Raw genomic sequence first — 18,773 nt, 5'->3', positions numbered from 1 at the left:
ACGATTGGAATGAAACGATTAATAACCCTATTCCTCCTTACTCTTTCCACTTATACGTTTGGGCAGAGTAGTGATGATTTATTAGCTCAGGCAAAGACTCAGGCATTTGATCAAAAAAACTATCCTGAAGCCATCAAGACCTTGAAACAAGCCATAGAAAAGTCCCCGGATTATCTGGATTTACACATCTTCCTGGGAAGGATTTATACTTGGTCAGATCAAGTGGAAGAAGCGAGAAATGTCTTCAAACCTTGGTTTGAAAAGAAGGTAGATACTGAGGACTTCTATTTGGCCTATGCCTCATTGGAATATTGGAATGACGAAGAGGACCGTGCATTAGAGATTCTGCAACAAGGATTAGAATTTAATCCAAAAAGTGAAGATCTTTTGTACTTACAAGCAAGAATATATAATTCTTTGGACCAATATGAAAAGGCGGAAGAAAGTCTAAATACCTTATTAAGCCAAAACCCTAAACATACAGAAGGGAGGGAATTATTGGTCAGAATTAGAGATTTAACGGCAAAAAATGCAATAGGAGTAACGTATAACTTCGTGCACTTTGATAAACAGTTTGCAGACAACTGGCATATTGTAGGTCTAAGTTATAGACGGGCTACCTCCATAGGTTCCTTTATTTTCCGCACAAATCTGGCTCAGAAATTCGGAGATAATGGGATTCAGTTTGAAGTGGAAGGCTACCCACGCCTATCTAAAATGTTCTATTTGTATACCGGAGTAGGGTACTCTAATCAAGTAGGCATTTTCCCTAAGTATCGTACAGGTGTTTCTCTTTATGCTAACCTTCCTCAGAGTTTCGAAGGGGAGATAGGTTATAGGCAGCTGCATTTTAACGATGACGTATGGATGTACACCGCTTCCGTGGGCAAGTACTATCAGAATCTTTGGTTTAATCTGAGAACCTACTTAACGCCTGGAAATAGCAATCTATCCCATTCTTATACAGGAACGGTTAGATACTATACCAAAGGAGCTAATGATTATTTAGGCTTCCAGATAGGTACAGGTATTAGTCCGGATGAAAACAGGAGTAATCTATTGGAACCTCAGATTTATAAGATGAAAACCTACAAAATAGGTCTCGACTACAATTTCACCCTTGGTAAACGTAATATATTTTGGATTCAGGGCACTTACTTTAATCAAGAATATCAACGAGAAACCAGAGGTAACCAATACGATTTAACTTTAGGATTTAATCGAACCTTCTAAGAAAATTAGTATATACGGAATCAGGCATCAAAGGTTTACCTTGAATCAGTGTCTGATTCCTTTGTTTAAATAGCTTGAATTTCTCTCCAAGTCCATCCCTATCTTCAGGCACCCTCTCTTCTTGTAAATCTGCACTTATCACATAGGTCTCTCCACCTACCCAATGATACTTTGGAGTGATATATTCCTGAAGCAAGGTTTTGGATTGCATCAAAGGATAGGCCTTGCTCCCTTGTAAACCCTCTCCAATCCACGTTACTTGCTGAGGAACTATTAAGTTATTCGCGTTTTCTAAATAGGACAACAAACTAGGAACGAGATCAAAATGGGATACCATCTGCTTAAAGGTCCTAGGAGTTTTAATCAAAGGAGAATAGATCAGTAAAGGTACTCTATACCTATCTAATTTCGTTTCAAAGGGAATCTCAGGCATGGCATGGTCTCCGGTAATAATAAAAATGGTACGGTGGAAGTCATCCCTTTGGGAATAAACTTGCATAAAATGACGGAGATTGTCATCCAGCTCCAGAACTGTAGTCAGTGCTTTTTTCTGGTCGCGTACTTGCTTTAATTTTGCTCCTTCATATTTCAATTCTTTCACACGCTGCTCAAACTTCTCTTCGTAGACAGATTTATCGTTAATGATAAATGGATTATGAGTGGAAAGAGTGAGAGCCACGTGAAAATAGGGTTTTGAACTTTCAGCTTGAGAAAGAACACTTAAGACCGAAGCATCTTCGTACCCCCAAGTCTCCCCATTATTATTAGGCAAAAGTCGGTATCCGTCCGGGAAATTATTTCTCTCAATGATCTGATCTACTTCATTAAATACCAAGAAATCTTTCATACGGTCAAAGCTGGCATGCCCGCCATAGAAAAAGCCGGTTTGATATCCATTCTTCTTTAATATATTCCAAAGCGAGAAATGAGACGGGTATTCATTTAATTCAAGAAATCCCGACTGAGCAAAAGGCAGTGATCCCGTTAACGTAGGCAAGGCTGCAAAGGTCCTACCACTACTACTTAAGGCATTTTTCCAATACAGAGATTGAGTAGTCAAAGAATCAAAAAACGGAGTGAAATTACCTATATATCCCTCAGATCTAGTATAGGCTGAGCCCAGACCCTCCACGATAATCAGCACGATATTAGGTTTCTCTGCACTTGAATTCAGGTATTCCTTTAAGAAGTTAGTAGTATTCTTCTGGTGTAAAAAAGGAAATTCTGCGTTAGCTAATTCGTTTTCAGGCCACCACTTATCCTTCAAATGCTTATAATTTGCTTCGAAGAAAAAGGCCCATTTGGAACTGGAAGACATTCGCGTCATTTCACTCTCGTGTTCACTTTCGAAATTTACTCCCCATAACATGAAACCCACTAAAAAGAGTACAAAGCCAGGAATCCAAGAGCGGGTCTTTTGGAATAAAGAAACGTAGATCAAACAGGCTACTGCACTTATCATAAACACCAGTATACCTATGTTTAGAGGATTCATCACGCCGGAGCTTTTCACAATCTGCCACACCTCTTCTTTCGAATAGATAAAGGCGTCAGCACCTAGAAGACTTTTACCTTCAGAAAAATACAGGAACAGTACAAAATACAGTACGGAGAGAAAGGTATAATAGATGACCAAGAAGATTTGTCCTCTACGTACATTCAATAATCTCAACAGGAGATAGAAAACCGCTCCAAACATGACACATTGAAAGGCGATTTCCAGGTTATTTCGGAACAAACTGATACCATCAAATTCAATCTCCTGATATCTATACCAGAATGCTTCCACTCCTGCTAGGATACAAGTTATGCCAATAAACGCCATGGAAGGCCAAAACCAAGCCATGAAACTTCGCTCCAAACTATTCAAAACCCATTTCCAGAGTGGTAAATCCTCTTCTCCCTTACGGAAGCCTTGTCGGGTCATCTCTCCCCACCCTTGTTTGTTGCGGAAATAATCCAGAACACCACTTACACTGGCCCTCACTACCAAGGGATGGAAATACAAGGGTTCTAAATTAGCCGTAGCTATGAGTTTCCAGAAATCCTTCCTTTTGGTATAAACCTGGTGACTGGCTAAGTCTACCAGTATTCCATAAACGGAATAGGTTATGCCGGTACAGATGACCAAACCGTACAAGGCCAGGAAGAACTGCCAGTTAATCAAGCCAAAGATCCATAGCATGGCAAAGAAGACATATCCAAGGCTTTCCACTATAGGTCCTAAAAACTCAAAGAACAGCCAATACGGCATACTCATCATCCCTAATTTACCATATTTAGGATTAAAAATGAGCTTCCTATGTTTCCAAAGAGTCTCCATGGTTCCCCTCATCCAGCGGTTTCTTTGTCGCTTTAAAACCTCCTCTTTTTCCGGTACCTCTGTCCAGCATAGAGGATCAGGTATATTTACCACTTTGTATGGCTCATTCTTCTCCTCCATATAGCGGCGCATTCTGACCACTAATTCCATGTCCTCCCCCACGGTTTCCGGATCATATCCTCCACATTCTAAAACAATCTTACGGTCAAATGCTCCAAAGGCACCGGAAATAAGAATAAGTGCAGAAGCTCTTGACCAGGCCATTCTACCTAATACAAAAGCACGTATATATTCTAAAGCTTGACTTTTACCTAGCCAGGTTTTGGGCAAGTTGACGTCTACTACCTTACCGTTTTCTACAATACAATTATTGGCTAGTCGGATCACCCCTCCGCAGGCAATAACCTTTTTATCCGTTTGTTCAAGGAAAGGCTTAGCGAGTTTCAAAATGGCATCTTGTTCCAGAATACAGTCTACATCTATACAAACCAGATAATCTCCACTGGAAACATTTATTCCGGCGTTCAGTGCGTCAGCTTTCCCTCCGTTCACTTTATCTACCACCACAAGCTTTTTAAAGGCCAAATTTTTACTACGGTAAACGGCTTTGATGTCTTGGGTAGGAAGATGTCCCTGCACGAAGAAAGAAGTGGCTTCCAAGTCATAAGCTGCTATGAGTCGGTCAATGGAATCATCCTTACTTCCATCATTCACAATAATGATTTCCAGATTATTGTAGAATAGAGAAAGCAAAGACCTTACGTTTTCCACTATGGTCTTCCCCTCATTGTATGCCGGTGCCACTATAGAGAAACGTGGAGCATTGGGATTTGAAGCCACCAGGTTATAATCCGTAAAGAGATTTCTCTGCTTATACAGTTTAAGCGCACCAAAAGCATAATAACCTATCCACCCGTAGATAATAAAGATCAGGATGGAATAGATCAAGAAGACCCAAATGCTGACTTCATATATCGTTTGCGCTAGCATCTTTTTCTCTTAATACGTGGTATATGATTTGTTTTAAAACGGGGTCTCCTTCAGTCAAGAGGGCTTTCATTTCATCAATCTTGCCCAAATGGTGGAGAGCCTCAGCCGCTTGCATTCTAATGGCTCCCTGCTCGTGATTCTTGAGCTGTAAAGATAAAAAATGCACAGCCTCCGGATGTCTGGAATATTTCAAGGCCTGCAAAATGGCCTTTTGGACCTCCTCTGATTCATCAGGGAATCTCTCCATAAATGACGGCACTGTTTTCTCATTCTCTAAGGCCTCCAGCGTTTTTACCTGCTGAATTTTCACCCTATCTTCACCCTCCACTGCTTCTACTTCATCATAGAGGGATAATAATTGCATCTTAGCGATTAACCTCATCACGAAAATGACTACAGTAGGATTAGGGCTTTTTAGCCAAAATCGAAGTTTTTCCTCTCCGTTTTCAGGGATCTTTTTGATGATAGAGAGCAGACGAAGGTTCTGCCATTCCGACAAGGGAAAGCTGAGATCATCCAAAAAGTCCAGACCGTCAAAGCCCTGGAAGGAAACGATGGCAAATTGAGCTTCCTGATATACTATAGGAGAAGGATGAGAAAGTAAATCATGAATAGTTGGCACCAAATCCTCTAGTTCCATCACAGCAGCCTCCTGAATTCCACCTGCTATCCAATGCGTCCTTCTGTCTTTTAATTTCCCCAGCACTTCTTCCTTTAGATCGTAAGCCTGAAAAAGGGCGGCGATTTCCTCTCGTGCATGACCGCTAAAGCGCCTACTGGCATCCACCAGGGCCGAAAGGAATTGATTCCTCAGCGGTCTGCTTTCGCAAATCACTTCATCTATTTCTATTTCACTAGTAACGATGGCTTTGGAAATAATTTCGTCAATTTTCACCCTCCATCTTTTCCGGTTTATGATTCGGTTGTACTTGAAAAAGCTAATAGCCAAGACCACCACACTCAATACGAGTACGAGAGCTAAAACTACTATTAAAGCTATATAGAGGTTCCTTAGGGTAAAAATATCCATTGTTACCGAACTAAGCGCTTAATCCTTAGCATTAATTCATTCGGACTGAAAGGTTTTACCATAAAATCAGCTGCTCCCATGTCAAATGCCTCCGTAACGACTTCCTCTTGACCTAAACTGGAGAGCACAATAACAGGGGTATCTTTCCCTATAGATCGTAGGGCAGAAAGGATCTCTATTCCTGAAGCAAAAGGCATCATGATGTCCGTGATCACCAAATCAAAGTCCAATACCTTGACGGCATCTATAGCATCTTTTCCGTTTCGGGTAAGCATAACTTCATGGCCTTCTTTTTTTAATTTGAATTCGACGGTCTTTAAGATAAGTTCGTCGTCTTCCGCTACTAAAATGAGCATGACTATCCAAAAAATAATGTAATTAATTGTAAAGACTTGCTGAGCTCTTCACGCACTTCATGATAAAGCTCTGGCTCGGGGTTGCCTTCTACACATAATGATTCTGCACACTTCACTTTTTCGTATAGAAGTGTCAGACCTGCTGTACCTGCAGTCCCTTTTAGTTTATGTAAAACTTGTTTTGCGGAAATTCTGTCTTCAAAATACGGGTTCTTTTCAAGATCCTCAAAAGATTTTTCCAATTCCTGCTTTAAGGTTTCCAAAAAGATCATTTTGAACTCTTCATCCCCTCCCGTTTGTTCTTCTAATATGGACATATCCCATCTTTCAATTTCTTTGGAAGGACCTTCTTCCTCTGATAGATAGGGTTTAATCTTCTCCCAGAGAGCTTGCTGTTTGAAGGGTTTCGGTAAGAAGTCTGTCATTCCTGCCTTAAGTCCATTTTCCTTCTCTCCTTCCGTAGTACCTGCTGAAACACCAATGATAGGTATACTTTCATATCCTGGTAAGGTCCGGATGGTCCTAGTAGCTTCTAGTCCGTCCATTTTTGGCATTTGGACGTCCATTAAGATGATATCAAAATGAACCTTTTTACATATCTCTAATGCCTCTAAACCGTCTTTTGCTTGATAAATCTCAGCGTTTGGTAAAGCTATCTTTAGAACTCGAAGATTTAGCGCCATGTTCACCGGATTATCATCCGCAATCAGAATCTTCACTTCATTAACTGCAGATTGCTCTTGGGCATCCGGTAGGGTTAGTTGGACACTTTCCTGAATCCTGTTTGCGGCATTCCTTAAAGTACGGTATAGTTCTTCTGAACGAATAGGTTTTAATAAGAAGTAGGAATTATCTAACTTTTTAAATTCAGCAAACAGATCCGGCTGATCAGAAGAGGTGTGCAGGACCACTAAAGGCGTCTCTTTCTTCTGTATCTGGAAGAGGTTTCTTACTTCAGCAATGGTATCTAATCCTGACTTACCCGGCATATGGAAGTCCATAAGGATGGCGTCAAAATTCAGATCATTTTCAAGAATTTTCAATGCTCGCATTCCGTCTTCTGCAAGTACAGTTTCTACATTTTTATACTGCAGCATATCCTTGAGAATGACCCTGTTTTTCTCATTGTCATCTACTATCAGTACGCGCTTTAGCGGCACTTCTATCTCGTCTTTTAATTCTTCTGTATATTCCAACACGAGATCAAAGTAAAAAGTAGACCCCCAACCTACCTCACTCTCTAGATAAAGCTTTGATCCCATATGTTTAAGGATGGAATTGGAGATGGTAAGTCCTAAACCTGTTCCACCGTAGCGCTTACTAATGGAAGAATCCTCTTGGGTGAAGGCATCAAAAATGCGCTCTTTCTTTTCCTCCGGAATTCCTATCCCCGTATCGCGGACCAAAAAGCGTAAACCTATTTCTTTGTCGGTACGAGAAATCTGCCTGACGGCTAATTCCACTTCACCCTCTTCCGTAAACTTCACTGCATTACCCAACAAGTTCACCAAGACCTGCTTCACCCGGGCTTCATCAAGAAGAACAGCTGCAGGCAGTCCATGCTGCACGTCCAGAAGTAATTCTATATTCTTAACTTGAGCCTGATACATCACCACGTTTATCACTTGATCACTCAAGTCATAAATGCTATGAAATGCCTCATCTAACTCCATCTTTCCGGCCTCCACTTTTGAAAAGTCCAAGATATCATTGATGATCTGCATCAAGCTGCTTCCTGATTCATTGATATAATTCAGGTATTGTCTTTGGGTAGCGTTAAGAGGCGTTTTTAAAAGCAAATCCGAGAAACCTATCACACCGTTTAAGGGTGTCCGTATTTCATGACTCATATTAGCCAGAAACTGAGATTTAGCCGCATTGGCCTGCTCCGCTGACTTCATGGCCTCCTTCAACTCTTTCTGAATGGCTATTGATTCCGTATTATTTAATGCGGAAACGATCACTCCACCTATTCTATCATCTGCATATTTCCAAGGCCTAACTTCCCAATAATAGTGCTGCGGTTCATCTTTTCCCTGCACTACCACTACTTCATCATAGTTTTTATAGGGAGTACCCTCTACCGCTTTGTAGTATATCTCCTTTAAATAATCTGGCATTCCGGGGAATAAGCTAAAAAGCGACTGTGAAACCGGATTTTCTCCTCCTCCGAAAAACTCCTCTCTCCATCTTTTACTCGTAGAAATATAATTGAGATTCAGATCCAGCATGGCCACAGCAGCAGGTACGTGCTTGACAAAGGAACTCAGCATGGCCTCCTTTTCTTGAATTTCAAGTAACATTCTTTTAAGGGAGTCTATATCCTGCAAAATTCCATAAATCCGCCTGCATTTGCCTTTTTCAATATCCGGATAACCCTGTAACCTAACCCAAATCTTTTCGCCATTCGTCCTCAATATGCGAAGCTCCACGTCATAAGGGGTACCTTCCTCTTTGGCTTTGCTTACAATATTTAAAAATTTCTCTCTATCCTCCTCCTCAAAGAAATCCAGAGCATTTTCTTCGTTAACTTCAAAATCAGGGCCTACACCATGGATGATGCGAGTAGTTTTGGACCAAAACATCTTACCGGTTTGACAATCTAATTCCCAGCCCCCTACTCTAGCCACCTGACTGGTTCTTTCTAGAATTTCTTTTGTGTAAAGTAGATCCTTTTCCAAGTTTATTCTCTCTGTCAAATTCAGCGCAGTGCTGATAACATAGGGATTCTGTTGAGAATCTCGTTCCAAAATATTGTTATAAAGCCAATAGGTCTCATCTCCGGATTTGGTCTTCAAGACCATCATACCGGAATCTTCTTTATTCTTATATATCCTTTTAATATACTCGTTGTATTCCGGCAAATGCTTCTCAGGAAGAAGGTCTTGTAACTTCATTTGACTCAAATCCAAAGCTTCATAGCCCAATTGTTGTCTACCTTTTTCATTCACTGCCAGGATCTTGCCGGTCATATCGTGCATACTCATATAACCTATGGCCTTTTCAAAGAACTTCCTGAACCTACGTTCAGAATTTTCCAACTTCTTTTTTTCTTCCACTTCCTGAGTAACATTTCTACCAAAGCAGAAGATCTCGTTAAATTGCTCTTCTCTCTTCAATCGCCACTGAATGATGGTCTTAGGCTGATCAGTTGTGGAAGTAAAGTAGAAACCGTCTTCGGAAGCTAATTTTAAAGGATAATCATTGGGCCAGTTTTCAGATTCCTTAAACAAGGCTTTAAAATCTTTGCCTCTGGCTACTTTTTGCCCCATATTAAACAGACTTTCGAACGCAGGGTTAACCTTTTTGATCTGTAAATCTGTATCTAGTACTAAAACTAAGTTATTCGTAATACTAAGAATCTTATGGTAGTAATCAGCATGTACACGGCTTTGCTTTTGCAGATACAAGAGACTTATGGTCTTACTAAAACCTTCTAATGCCAAGATCTGTTCGTGTTCTAATTTCCTGGGAACATAATCCAGAACGCATAATGTACCTAAAGCTAATCCATCATCTGTGAGAATAGGAAAACCTGCATAGAACCTGATTCCATTGCGTATCAGGAAGTCATTATTTTGGGTACGCTCATCTTCTAAGGTATCATTTATTATCAAAGGTTTACCTTCAAGGATCGCATATTGACACACAGTCTCTTCCCTTTTGGCCTTATCCCAATACAGTCCTATACAGCTTTGAACTTTTTGCGTATCCTGTGTCATCACCGAAATATAACCTGCGGGAGTTTGTGCCATAGCGCAAGCCGCTTGAACACAAGAATCAAATTCCGGATCAAAACCCACTTCAATCAAATTAAGAAGATGGAGACGTTCTATCCTCTCCTCTTCATTATTAGGTAACTCAGCCATAGAGTTCTTAAAAACAAATGGAAATTTACACTCCCTTCTCTGCATTCCATTGAAAATGCGAATAAAATTTTTGAATTTATCTTAAAAAATGCAAACTGAATAGTCAGTATGAATGACTTATCAGTACTATAAAAAAACATGTTAAAAAATGCGCATTCAACATCTCCTAACTGCAGGTTTAGCCTTAGGTACTGCATGGGCGGTCAGAGGTCAGTTCGGGCACGAACACGGAGCAGCCTGGGCAGGAGCCATTGGGGCCCTGACTTTAATCCTTATATCAGGAAGAGAAGACTGGAAGAAGTTTGCTCTTCCCATTGCTCTAGCCGGGGGAGTAGGCTGGGGTCTGGGCGGAATGATGAGCTATGGAATATTAGTAGGCTATGGAAAAGGAACAGATTGGGGAAATGTTTACTATGGCTTGACCATGCTGGGAGTGGTGGGTGCGCTATATGGTTTTACGGGTGGGGCATGGATGGGTCTGAGTCTTAGCAGAGCTAAAAATCCTTGGCCGCAGGTTATTGTAGAAAGCACAGTAGGGGCTATTCTGAGCTATTTTTTTCTGGTGGAGCAATTTGGATACCTTATGACTCCCCCCCGATCTGAACTCTGGTCCGCATGTCTGGGAATTTCACTAGCTACAGCCTGGTATCTATACAGAAACGAACATATTGCAGCTCTAAAACTAGGTGGATTTACAGCCCTTGGCGCAGGTTTGGGCTTTGGCCTGGGAAACTTCTTTCAAGTTTTGGGAAATATATATGAAGTCCCATTCAACATGTGGAATGTAATGGAATATACTTTGGGCTTCTGCGGTGGAATAGGGATGTATTATGGCCTTATTACCAGTGAATGGCCAGAGCTTTCAAAAGAGGACAGAGGTAGAAACCTCTCCTGGTTTTTCCTATGCATATTTATTCCCTTAGTCATGTGGGAGCAAAATGCCACTTTGGAAAAAATAAGCAAGAAAATTCTTAGCTTAAGAGAGGATTTCCCTAGCCATTTTGCCTACTTAATTCAATATCTACCTGCCGTTCTAATATTAATATTGGGTTTGAATTGGAGAAAAATGCAAAATGTTCGTCATTTCTATTTCCAATTCTTTGGGCTATATATATCCTTAAGTCTTTTCATTACGGGAGCATTCTTCAGTACGCATAGGCCTGAACAATACCTCTATCTGGTGAACTTGCTTTTGGTTTATCTCTTATTAAAAAGCAGGTCAGCAACTTTCCAGAATAAAAAGATAAGTAATGCGTTTTGGATCAAAGGGATCTTGGGTATACTCCTACTCTTCGCCTTATTAGCATGGATAGCTATCCAACTTCATGAAAACGCCCTGTCAGGTGCACATAATAGATTCTAAAAAGCGGGCAGAACGATGGTAAATACAGATCCCTGTCCCACTTTGCTTCTAACTAACAAGCTACCTTTATGAAGGGATACTATCTGTTTGCATAAACTCAGACCTATCCCGGAACCTTTCTTTTTGGTAGTAAAAAATGGAACAAAGATCTTATCCAGGACTTCGTCTTCAATGCCCGTGCCATTATCAGAGACCATAATCTCCAAGTGATCAGTCAGACTTGCACTTAAAGAGATCTTTGGTTCTGGTACTTCCTTTACAGCTTCCACCGCATTTAAGATCAAATTGATCAATACCTGTTCCAAAAGGGCCTTATCTGCTATCACACACATGTTAGGTTGACGTAAAAGCACTTGAAGCTCAATGCTTTTGTGGGAAAGAGTAGGATCCATTAGTCGGTAAATGTTTTCAAATAACTCCCTCACCAATATAGACTCTGTATTTAGGCTAGTAATCTTATTTAAGTTTCTATATATGGCCGTAAACTTCAACAGCCCCTCACTCCTACTTTTGATAGTATCTATTCCTTGAGCCAAATCATCTTCAGAATCACCTAATCTCTTCTTCAAGGTATCAGCTAGGGAAGAAATGGGGGCAACAGAATTCATGATTTCATGGGTAAGTACGCTAAGGAGTTTCTGCCAGGATTGCACTTCATTCTCCGCCAATACTTCATTCACATTCTTGACCGCTATTAGTTTAAACATTATTCCATCTGTAGAAAATGATGTTCCTGTCAAAAGCATTTTGTTTTCCTCCTGATAAATCTCCGAGTGATTACCTAAATGCACTAGCTTGTCAAATAGTTTCGGGTTCCTCTTCTCTAAAAAATCTATGGTCTTCAAATAAGGTATGCCCCATAATTTCTTGAGAGCCTCGTTCATCCAGACCACCTCCCCTGATTCAGGCTTATACAAAAGTATACCTGTATCTATCCAGTCGAGCATCTTCTGAAGATAGTGGTACTGTGCCTCCTTCTCCCTGGTAATCTCCTTAATGGCGTCATGGATTTCATTGAAGGAACTCCTTAAAATCTTGATCTCTTCTCTTTGTTTTTTGGTAGCAAAGTGTCTGGCAAAATCCTTATATTTTATAGACAAAGCAAAGTCTTTCACTTCGTACAATACCTGCATAGGAATTTGGAAAAGAGTATATAAAAAATACAAACTAAGGCATGCTAAGCCAATAATTAACCAAGGCGGCCCGGAAACCAAGGCATAGCCTAAACCTACCAGACAAAAACTGGTCAGCAAGAGCCGAAGCAGCCACTTAATCGATGTCATATTTATTCAATCTTCTGTATAGGGCCGTACGAGTGATTCCCAGTTCCTTAGCAGCTTTACTGATATTACCGTTATTCTTTTCTATAACCCTGAGAATAGTATTCTTTTCTACTGAACTGAGGCTTAACTCATTCTCTTCAGGTTCCACATTTTCCAAAGGGAGAAAGATCAAGTCTTCAGCCGTAATCTCATCACCTTCTGACATGATCACCGCTCTCTCCATGCTAAACTGTAGCTCTCTAACATTTCCCGGGAAAGAGTACGCCTTCAGCTTTTCAAGTGCTTGAGGGCTGATCCTTAGACCAGCCTTGAAGTATTTCTCTGCATATTCTGCCACAAAATGTTCAGCCAAAAGCAGCATATCATCGCCCCTTCTCCTCAAGGGTGGCAAAACCACGTCCACGGTATGAATTCTATAGACAAAGTCTTTACGGAATCTTTGTTCGTTAGCTAACTCCTTCATAGGAATATTGGTAGCGCATATCAGTCGAATATCCACAGGAATAGGCACATTACTGCCTAGTCTCATAACCTGCCTGTTCTGTAATACACTCAAGAGTTTAGATTGTAGATGCAGAGAAATATTCCCAATCTCATCCAGGAAAAGAGTTCCTCCATTAGCAGCTTCAAATCTCCCTTCTCTATCCTCTTTGGCGTCAGTGAATGCGCCTTTTTTATAACCAAAAAGTTCACTTTCAAACAAGGACTCGGTCAAAGCACCCACATCCACCTTGATGAAGGGTTTTCCTGCCCTCAAGGATTGTTGATGGAGAGCGCGAGCTACCAAATCCTTACCGGTTCCGTTTTCTCCCAGGATCAGAACGTTTGCGTCAGTGGGTGCAATCTTGCGAATCTTGACTTGGAGTTTCTGCATTTCGTCTGATTCTCCTAAGAGGCCATGATCTTCTACTTTGGGAGAAGAAGATTTTTTACTACCAAGGGCTTCTTTTAAGTGCTCCAAAAGCTTATCATTATACCATGGTTTCAGCAGAAAATCCGTAGCACCTTCTTTTAATGAGCGTACTGCCAGATCAATATTCCCATAGGCAGTAATCATAATGACCTCCGTTTCCGGACTTAACTTTTTGATCTCCTTTAACCAATACAGACCCTCATTCCCCGTATGTATGGGGCTTTTGTAATTCATATCCAAAAGGACCAAATGAAAGGTATTTTCCCGAAACAGTTTTTTTAGGTTTTCAGGGTTGTTTTCTGTGATGACAGACTTTACCTCCGTCTTTAAAAATAGGTTTACAGCGGTTAGTACGTCAGGATCATCGTCTACGATAAGTACGGAGGCGTTCCTTAAAAGCATACTTTTTTTTCTCAAAATTAGAACATCTATCTAAAAATGCATCTGTACCATAAAAACATTGTATCACTTCCGAACAGTGTTTGTATCAAAACCGAACACTTTGCATAGCAACGAATTGCAGAACTCCCTCATTTACAATTAGTTAATATTTTGGCACAAATTTTCATACTATAGAAGTATAAAAATTATGAAGAAGCTATAATGGACAGAAAGCTCGAAAAGAAGTACACCAAGAAGATTTTTAAATGGGGATTCACCGGAGCTGGGATTTTAGCAGTAGCAGGGTTAGGTATCTACCTTGCTACCTCTAATCCTACCCAAGAAGTACAGATGGAAAGAATCACTATAGAAGAAGTTAAGCTCGGAACCTTTCAGGAAACCTTACCGGTAAACGGAGTCATCCTTCCCTTAACTACCATCTATCTAGATGTTCTGGAAGGAGGTAGAGTGGAAGAAAAATTTGTGGAAGACGGAGCTATCATGAAAAAAGGAGATCCTATCCTTCGTTTAGGGAATACTGACCTGGAGCTTAGTCTGGCCAGTCAGGAAACTCAGGTGTACAATGTTCTCACACAAATGAATATCTCAAAGAACAATGCTACCCAAAACACCATACTCAAATTGAACCAAATGGCGGAGGTAGATAATGCTCTCAAAGAAGCTGAAAGAGTATATCTACTGAACAAGAAATTACATCAAGATCGCCTCATTTCTCAACAAGATTTCCAACAATCGGAAAACCTTTACCAGTATCAACTGCGCAGAAAGAAATTGACCGATGAGATCCTGTCACAAGACAAAGAGGTCATTGATCTGATGCAAAAGCAGGACAAAGAATCCCTACAAAAAATGCAGAACACATTAGCATTGATGCGCAAAAAGGTATCTGACTTGATCGTGCGTGCACCTATTGACGGTCGACTAACTTCTTTAGATGCTGAAATAGGTCAATTAAAAAACAAAGGTGAGAGATTAGGTCAAATCGATGTGACAGATGGTTACAAAATCCGGGCTGACATTGACGAACACTATATCAACAGAATATTCCCGGGTCTTCCTGCTACCGTATTGATTGCAGGAAACACCTATAAACTGATCATCAAAAAGGTATACAGCCAGGTGAAAAATGGCAAATTCCAAGTGGATTTGGAATTTGAAGTTGACCGCCCGGACGAGCTAAGGAGAGGTCAAACCTTGCAGGTCATCTTGGCCTTAAGTGATGAGACCCAAGCCTTACTTTTACCTCGTGGAGCCTTCTACCAAAAAACCGGTGGTACATGGATCTATAAAGTATCTAAAGATGGGAAAACAGCCTATAAAACAGATATTAAAATCAATAGAAATAACCCCAAATATTATGAAGTAACGGCAGGACTTCAAGCTGGTGACAAGGTCATCACCTCTAGTTATGATAATTATGAAAGCGATTTACTGTTAAAACCTTAAGACAATGATCAAGATTAAAAACCTAGAAAAATACTACCGTACAGAAGAGGTAGAAACCATAGCCTTAAACAAATTAAATCTTAAAGTGGAACCGGGAGAATTTGTGGCCATCATGGGACCAAGCGGTTGCGGGAAATCTACCCTCTTAAACATCCTGGGACTATTGGATGATCCGGATGGAGGAGAATTCATCTTCAACGGAACAGATGTCACTCATTTTAACGAAAAGAAGAGAGCCGAACTAAGGAAGCAAACCCTAGGTTTTGTTTTCCAAAGTTTTAACCTTATTGATGAATTAACGGTGTTCGAAAATGTGGAACTCCCTCTGATTTACTTGAAAATAGGAGCTTCAGAACGTAAGAAACGTGTAGAAGAGGTTTTGGAAAAAATGCAGATCATGCACAGAAGAAATCACTTCCCTCAACAATTGTCCGGAGGACAACAGCAAAGAGTAGCCTTTGCCCGTGCCGTAGTTCACTCCCCGAAACTAATTCTTGCTGATGAGCCTACAGGTAACTTGGATAGTAATAACGGAAATGAAGTAATGCAGCTATTAAGTGACCTTAACGCTTCAGGCACTACGGTCATCATGGTTACACACAGTGAACATGACGCGCGCTATAGCCACAGAATCATTAGAATGTTAGATGGTCAAACCGTAACCGAAAACATACTGAGATGATCAAGAATTATTTCCTGGTAGCCTGGAGAAACCTCCTAAGGAACAGAGGATTTTCCTTTATTAATATTTTCGGCTTAGCCATAGGGATGGCTGCTGCTATACTTATTCTCCTTTGGATCAAATTTGAGACGAGCGTGGATAGAGAATATGCATTGGCAGACCGCATATATGTCATGTATAACCGCGATACTTTCAGTGGAGAAAAATGGGCTTGGTCAACTACCCCTACTGTGATGGGACCGGCTATCAAAAAAGACTATGCTGAGGTGGAAGAGACTGTGCGAGTTAGTAATGACCGACTTCTCTTAACAGTAGGTGATAAGCAACTGTACAGCCGTGGATTAATTGTAGATTCTGTCTTCTTTAAAGTATTTGACTTCGAAGCCATTAGTGGAGACCTTATCACCTCACTTAATAATCCTAACCATATCGTTGTTACTGAAGAATTAGCCTTGCAGCTATTTAGTACTACAGATGTATTAGGCCGTACGGTTAAAGTTGATAGCTCTGATTTATTCAAGATCTCCGCTGTCTTAAAGGACATGCCTAATAACTCAAGGTTTAAAACTTCCTATTTCCTTCCGTGGGAAATTATCAAAAAACGCGATTGGGACAATGGCAACTGGACGAATAACTCTATCTCTAATTATATACTTCTTAGAGAGAATGCGGATATAAATGCGTTCAATGAAAAAGTAAGAGATATTACCATTAGAAATACTCCTGGAAGTCCTACTACTACAGAGGTATTTGCCTATCCTATCACCCAAGCATACCTATACGGCAAGAGTGAAGATGGGAAATTAGTGGCAGGGAAATTGGTTACTGTAAGAATGTTTGGAGCTATAGTAACCTTTATAGTAATCATAGCTTGTATTAACTTTATGAACCTAACTACCGCCAGAAGTGAAAAAAGAGCAAAAGAAGTGGGAGTTCGTAAGGTGGCAGGTGCAAGCAGAGGGGTATTAATCGTTCAATTTCTGGGAGAATGCATTTTGCTTTCCCTTATAGCAGGGTTACTTGCATTGGTCTTAGTATTCGTAAGCTTACCGGCATTTAATTCTCTTATTGACAATCACCTGCAAATGGATCTGAGCCATCCTTTTTTCTGGATCAATTTCTTGGGATTTGTATTATTCACAGGCATCTTGGCCGGCTCCTATCCAGCCTTTTTACTTTCTTCGTTTCCTCCTGTTACGGCCTTAAAAGGAACTTTCAGAGTCTCGCCTTCGGGCTTTACCATCAGAAAAGTATTGGTTGTCTTACAATTCACCTTTGCCATCATATTGATCATCTCCACTTTGATCATTCAGAAACAGATCAAATTCGCGCAGAATAGAGAATTAGGATATGATCAGGAGAAACTAATCTATGTTCCCTTGACAGGTAGCATGCCTAGACAATTCACCTATATCAAGCAAGCTATCCTGAAGTCTGGCGCAGGTGTAGGAGTTACAAAATCCCTTAGCCCTATCACGGAGCAATGGTCGGACGGTTGGGGTTACTCTTGGCCGGGATCTGAACCTGATGATGAAAAGCTTGACTTCATCCGCTTTAGTGCTGACGCAGACTTTACCAAGGTCATGGGTGTGAACCTAATTCAGGGTAGGGATATTGATATCTACACTTACCCTACTGATTCTAACTCCGTGCTGCTAAATGAAGCTGCCGTTAAGAAGATGCGCATCAAAGATCCTATCGGACTAGTGATCAGCGATGAGGACACAAAATATACTGTTGTAGGAGTAATTAAGGACTTCATCATCGGATCCCCATATGAACCTATAAGACCTATGATGGTAATGGGACCTGGATCCTGGTTTAATATGATGCACATCAAGCTCAATCCGGATAGAGCTCTTTCTGATAACCTACAGCAAATAGAAAACATTCTTAAGGAATTTAACCCCAACTATCCATTTGAGTACAGGTTTGTTGACGAGCAGTATGCTAAGAAATTTGAAAATACACGAAGGACTGCTACTCTTTCCTCTTTGTTTACTGCATTGGCGATCATAATTTCATGTTTAGGCCTCTTTGGTTTATCTGCTTACATGGCAACGAATAGAGTGAAGGAGATTGGCGTTAGAAAAGTATTAGGTGCCAGCGTTAAAGATATTGTTATATTATTGACCAAAGATTTCCTTAAATTAGTAGGAATCTCCTTCCTGATCGCTAGCCCTATAGCCTGGTATATCATGAGAGAATGGCTAAAAGAATATACCTACAAGATAGACATGTCTGTTGACGTGTATGTACTGACCGGTCTCTTATGTTTCATAATAGCGGTGGCCACAGTCAGCTTACAAGCCATACGTGCAGCCACATCTAATCCTGTAAAAAGTCTTAGAACAGAGTGAGTCCAGAAGGACTCACTTTATTTATATAGAGGGAACGTTCCGCAAGAAATCTGCAAACGAAGCAGGGAAATTTGACTCCCTCCCATAAATATCAACCACAAAGCCTATGTTCTCCTCTTTATCAGTGAATAAATACAAGGCAGCATTATCACTAGGATCCGAAATACCCTCAAACCTATAGGTTCTTATCAAAAGAAGATCTTCAGGTACATACGCTTTGTTATTACCCACTAATTTTCCTTCTGGAGAAAACGTCAGCTCATGATCAAAACCTCTGTCAGCAAGCAATTCCATTACTTCGCTTAGTGTACTCATAGAGGTAGGAAGAAAGTCAGGTGTGGCCATAGTAAAGTTGTTTATAAATATTAACGTAAAGCACTTATATAAAGTGCAAATACCTTCATTTATAAGCCTTTACATTTCCTACTCCAATGCTATTTTAGACATACATTGTACAATTATACATTAGCACTATTTTAAGACAACAACAGCTATCAAATTGATCATTTGCACTACAACATTG

Annotated in this window: 12 protein-coding genes; 5 read left to right on the top strand and 7 right to left on the bottom strand. The window is 40.5% G+C overall.

Annotation, left to right across the window (positions count from 1 at the left end):
• Window positions 1-9 precede the first annotated feature (9 nt).
• Window positions 10-1,233 (top strand): YaiO family outer membrane beta-barrel protein, encoded by a 1,224-nt coding sequence (locus LBYS_RS02530; RefSeq protein ID WP_013407335.1) that lies wholly within the window; start codon window positions 10-12, stop codon window positions 1,231-1,233.
• Here LBYS_RS02530 and LBYS_RS18090 read toward each other — a convergent pair.
• From LBYS_RS18090 to LBYS_RS02510, 4 genes are read right to left on the bottom strand one after another with little or no spacing between them, the layout of a single operon-like run.
• On the bottom strand, window positions 1,217-4,546 hold the full coding sequence (locus LBYS_RS18090) for a sulfatase-like hydrolase/transferase (RefSeq protein ID WP_013407334.1): 3,330 nt from the start codon (window positions 4,544-4,546) through the stop codon (window positions 1,217-1,219). The two genes, LBYS_RS02530 and LBYS_RS18090, sit on opposite strands and share 17 nt — an antisense overlap.
• The gene (locus tag LBYS_RS02520; RefSeq protein ID WP_013407333.1) at window positions 4,524-5,576 is read right to left on the bottom strand and encodes a HEAT repeat domain-containing protein; all 1,053 of its coding nucleotides are present in this window, start codon (window positions 5,574-5,576) and stop codon (window positions 4,524-4,526) included. The genes LBYS_RS18090 and LBYS_RS02520 overlap by 23 nt, the downstream gene beginning before the upstream one ends.
• 2 nt (window positions 5,577-5,578) lie before the next feature.
• Window positions 5,579-5,932: a response regulator transcription factor gene (locus LBYS_RS02515; protein WP_013407332.1), complete on the bottom strand. Its 354-nt coding sequence runs from the start codon at window positions 5,930-5,932 to the stop codon at window positions 5,579-5,581.
• A 2-nt stretch (window positions 5,933-5,934) separates the two neighbouring features.
• On the bottom strand, window positions 5,935-9,801 hold the full coding sequence (locus LBYS_RS02510; RefSeq protein ID WP_013407331.1) for a response regulator: 3,867 nt from the start codon (window positions 9,799-9,801) through the stop codon (window positions 5,935-5,937).
• 148 nt (window positions 9,802-9,949) lie between these two features.
• On the opposite strand from LBYS_RS02510, the gene LBYS_RS02505 reads away from it, so the two are divergent.
• On the top strand, window positions 9,950-11,164 hold the full coding sequence (locus LBYS_RS02505) for a hypothetical protein (protein ID WP_013407330.1): 1,215 nt from the start codon (window positions 9,950-9,952) through the stop codon (window positions 11,162-11,164).
• Here LBYS_RS02505 and LBYS_RS02500 read toward each other — a convergent pair.
• Both LBYS_RS02500 and LBYS_RS02495 read right to left on the bottom strand, forming a co-directional pair.
• Window positions 11,161-12,447, bottom strand: coding sequence for a sensor histidine kinase (locus LBYS_RS02500; RefSeq protein ID WP_013407329.1), 1,287 nt, complete (start codon window positions 12,445-12,447; stop codon window positions 11,161-11,163). The genes LBYS_RS02505 and LBYS_RS02500 overlap by 4 nt on opposite strands.
• On the bottom strand, window positions 12,434-13,762 hold the full coding sequence (locus LBYS_RS02495; RefSeq protein WP_013407328.1) for a sigma-54-dependent transcriptional regulator: 1,329 nt from the start codon (window positions 13,760-13,762) through the stop codon (window positions 12,434-12,436). The genes LBYS_RS02500 and LBYS_RS02495 overlap by 14 nt, the downstream gene beginning before the upstream one ends.
• 201 nt (window positions 13,763-13,963) lie before the next feature.
• Here LBYS_RS02495 and LBYS_RS02490 point away from each other — a divergent pair, with 201 nt between their 5' ends.
• The 3 genes from LBYS_RS02490 to LBYS_RS02480 are packed head-to-tail and all read left to right on the top strand — an operon-like array spanning window position 13,964 to window position 18,250.
• Window positions 13,964-15,208 carry an efflux RND transporter periplasmic adaptor subunit gene (locus tag LBYS_RS02490; RefSeq protein ID WP_013407327.1) on the top strand — a complete coding sequence of 415 codons (1,245 nt, stop codon included), beginning with the start codon at window positions 13,964-13,966 and terminating at the stop codon, window positions 15,206-15,208.
• A gap of 4 nt (window positions 15,209-15,212) precedes the next feature.
• On the top strand, window positions 15,213-15,890 hold the full coding sequence (locus LBYS_RS02485) for an ABC transporter ATP-binding protein (RefSeq protein ID WP_013407326.1): 678 nt from the start codon (window positions 15,213-15,215) through the stop codon (window positions 15,888-15,890).
• Window positions 15,887-18,250: an ABC transporter permease gene (locus LBYS_RS02480; RefSeq protein ID WP_013407325.1), complete on the top strand. Its 2,364-nt coding sequence runs from the start codon at window positions 15,887-15,889 to the stop codon at window positions 18,248-18,250. Before LBYS_RS02485 ends, LBYS_RS02480 begins: the two co-directional genes overlap by 4 nt.
• Before the next feature lie 21 nt (window positions 18,251-18,271).
• On the opposite strand, the gene LBYS_RS02475 is transcribed toward LBYS_RS02480, so the two are convergent.
• Window positions 18,272-18,595: a hypothetical protein gene (locus LBYS_RS02475; protein ID WP_013407324.1), complete on the bottom strand. Its 324-nt coding sequence runs from the start codon at window positions 18,593-18,595 to the stop codon at window positions 18,272-18,274.
• Window positions 18,596-18,773: the final 178 nt, after the last annotated feature.

The organism is Leadbetterella byssophila DSM 17132 (genome assembly GCF_000166395.1).
In the GTDB taxonomy this organism is placed as follows: Bacteria; Bacteroidota; Bacteroidia; order Cytophagales; family Spirosomataceae; genus Leadbetterella; species Leadbetterella byssophila.
This window is presented reverse-complemented; position numbering and strand designations above follow the sequence as displayed.

What these genes read in the sequence shown, in the direction of transcription:
- LBYS_RS02475 (WP_013407324.1), bottom strand. Translation starts at nt 18,595, where the DNA reads ATGGCCACACCTGACTTTCTTCCTACCTCTATGAGTACACTAAGCGAA.
- LBYS_RS02495 (WP_013407328.1), bottom strand. Translation starts at nt 13,762, where the DNA reads ATGCTTTTAAGGAACGCCTCCGTACTTATCGTAGACGATGATCCTGAC.
- LBYS_RS02505 (WP_013407330.1), top strand. Translation starts at nt 9,950, where the DNA reads ATGCGCATTCAACATCTCCTAACTGCAGGTTTAGCCTTAGGTACTGCA.
- LBYS_RS02510 (WP_013407331.1), bottom strand. Translation starts at nt 9,801, where the DNA reads ATGGCTGAGTTACCTAATAATGAAGAGGAGAGGATAGAACGTCTCCAT.
- LBYS_RS02530 (WP_013407335.1), top strand. Translation starts at nt 10, where the DNA reads ATGAAACGATTAATAACCCTATTCCTCCTTACTCTTTCCACTTATACG.
- LBYS_RS02490 (WP_013407327.1), top strand. Translation starts at nt 13,964, where the DNA reads ATGGACAGAAAGCTCGAAAAGAAGTACACCAAGAAGATTTTTAAATGG.
- LBYS_RS02520 (WP_013407333.1), bottom strand. Translation starts at nt 5,576, where the DNA reads ATGGATATTTTTACCCTAAGGAACCTCTATATAGCTTTAATAGTAGTT.
- LBYS_RS18090 (WP_013407334.1), bottom strand. Translation starts at nt 4,546, where the DNA reads ATGCTAGCGCAAACGATATATGAAGTCAGCATTTGGGTCTTCTTGATC.
- LBYS_RS02500 (WP_013407329.1), bottom strand. Translation starts at nt 12,447, where the DNA reads ATGACATCGATTAAGTGGCTGCTTCGGCTCTTGCTGACCAGTTTTTGT.
- LBYS_RS02480 (WP_013407325.1), top strand. Translation starts at nt 15,887, where the DNA reads ATGATCAAGAATTATTTCCTGGTAGCCTGGAGAAACCTCCTAAGGAAC.
- LBYS_RS02485 (WP_013407326.1), top strand. Translation starts at nt 15,213, where the DNA reads ATGATCAAGATTAAAAACCTAGAAAAATACTACCGTACAGAAGAGGTA.
- LBYS_RS02515 (WP_013407332.1), bottom strand. Translation starts at nt 5,932, where the DNA reads ATGCTCATTTTAGTAGCGGAAGACGACGAACTTATCTTAAAGACCGTC.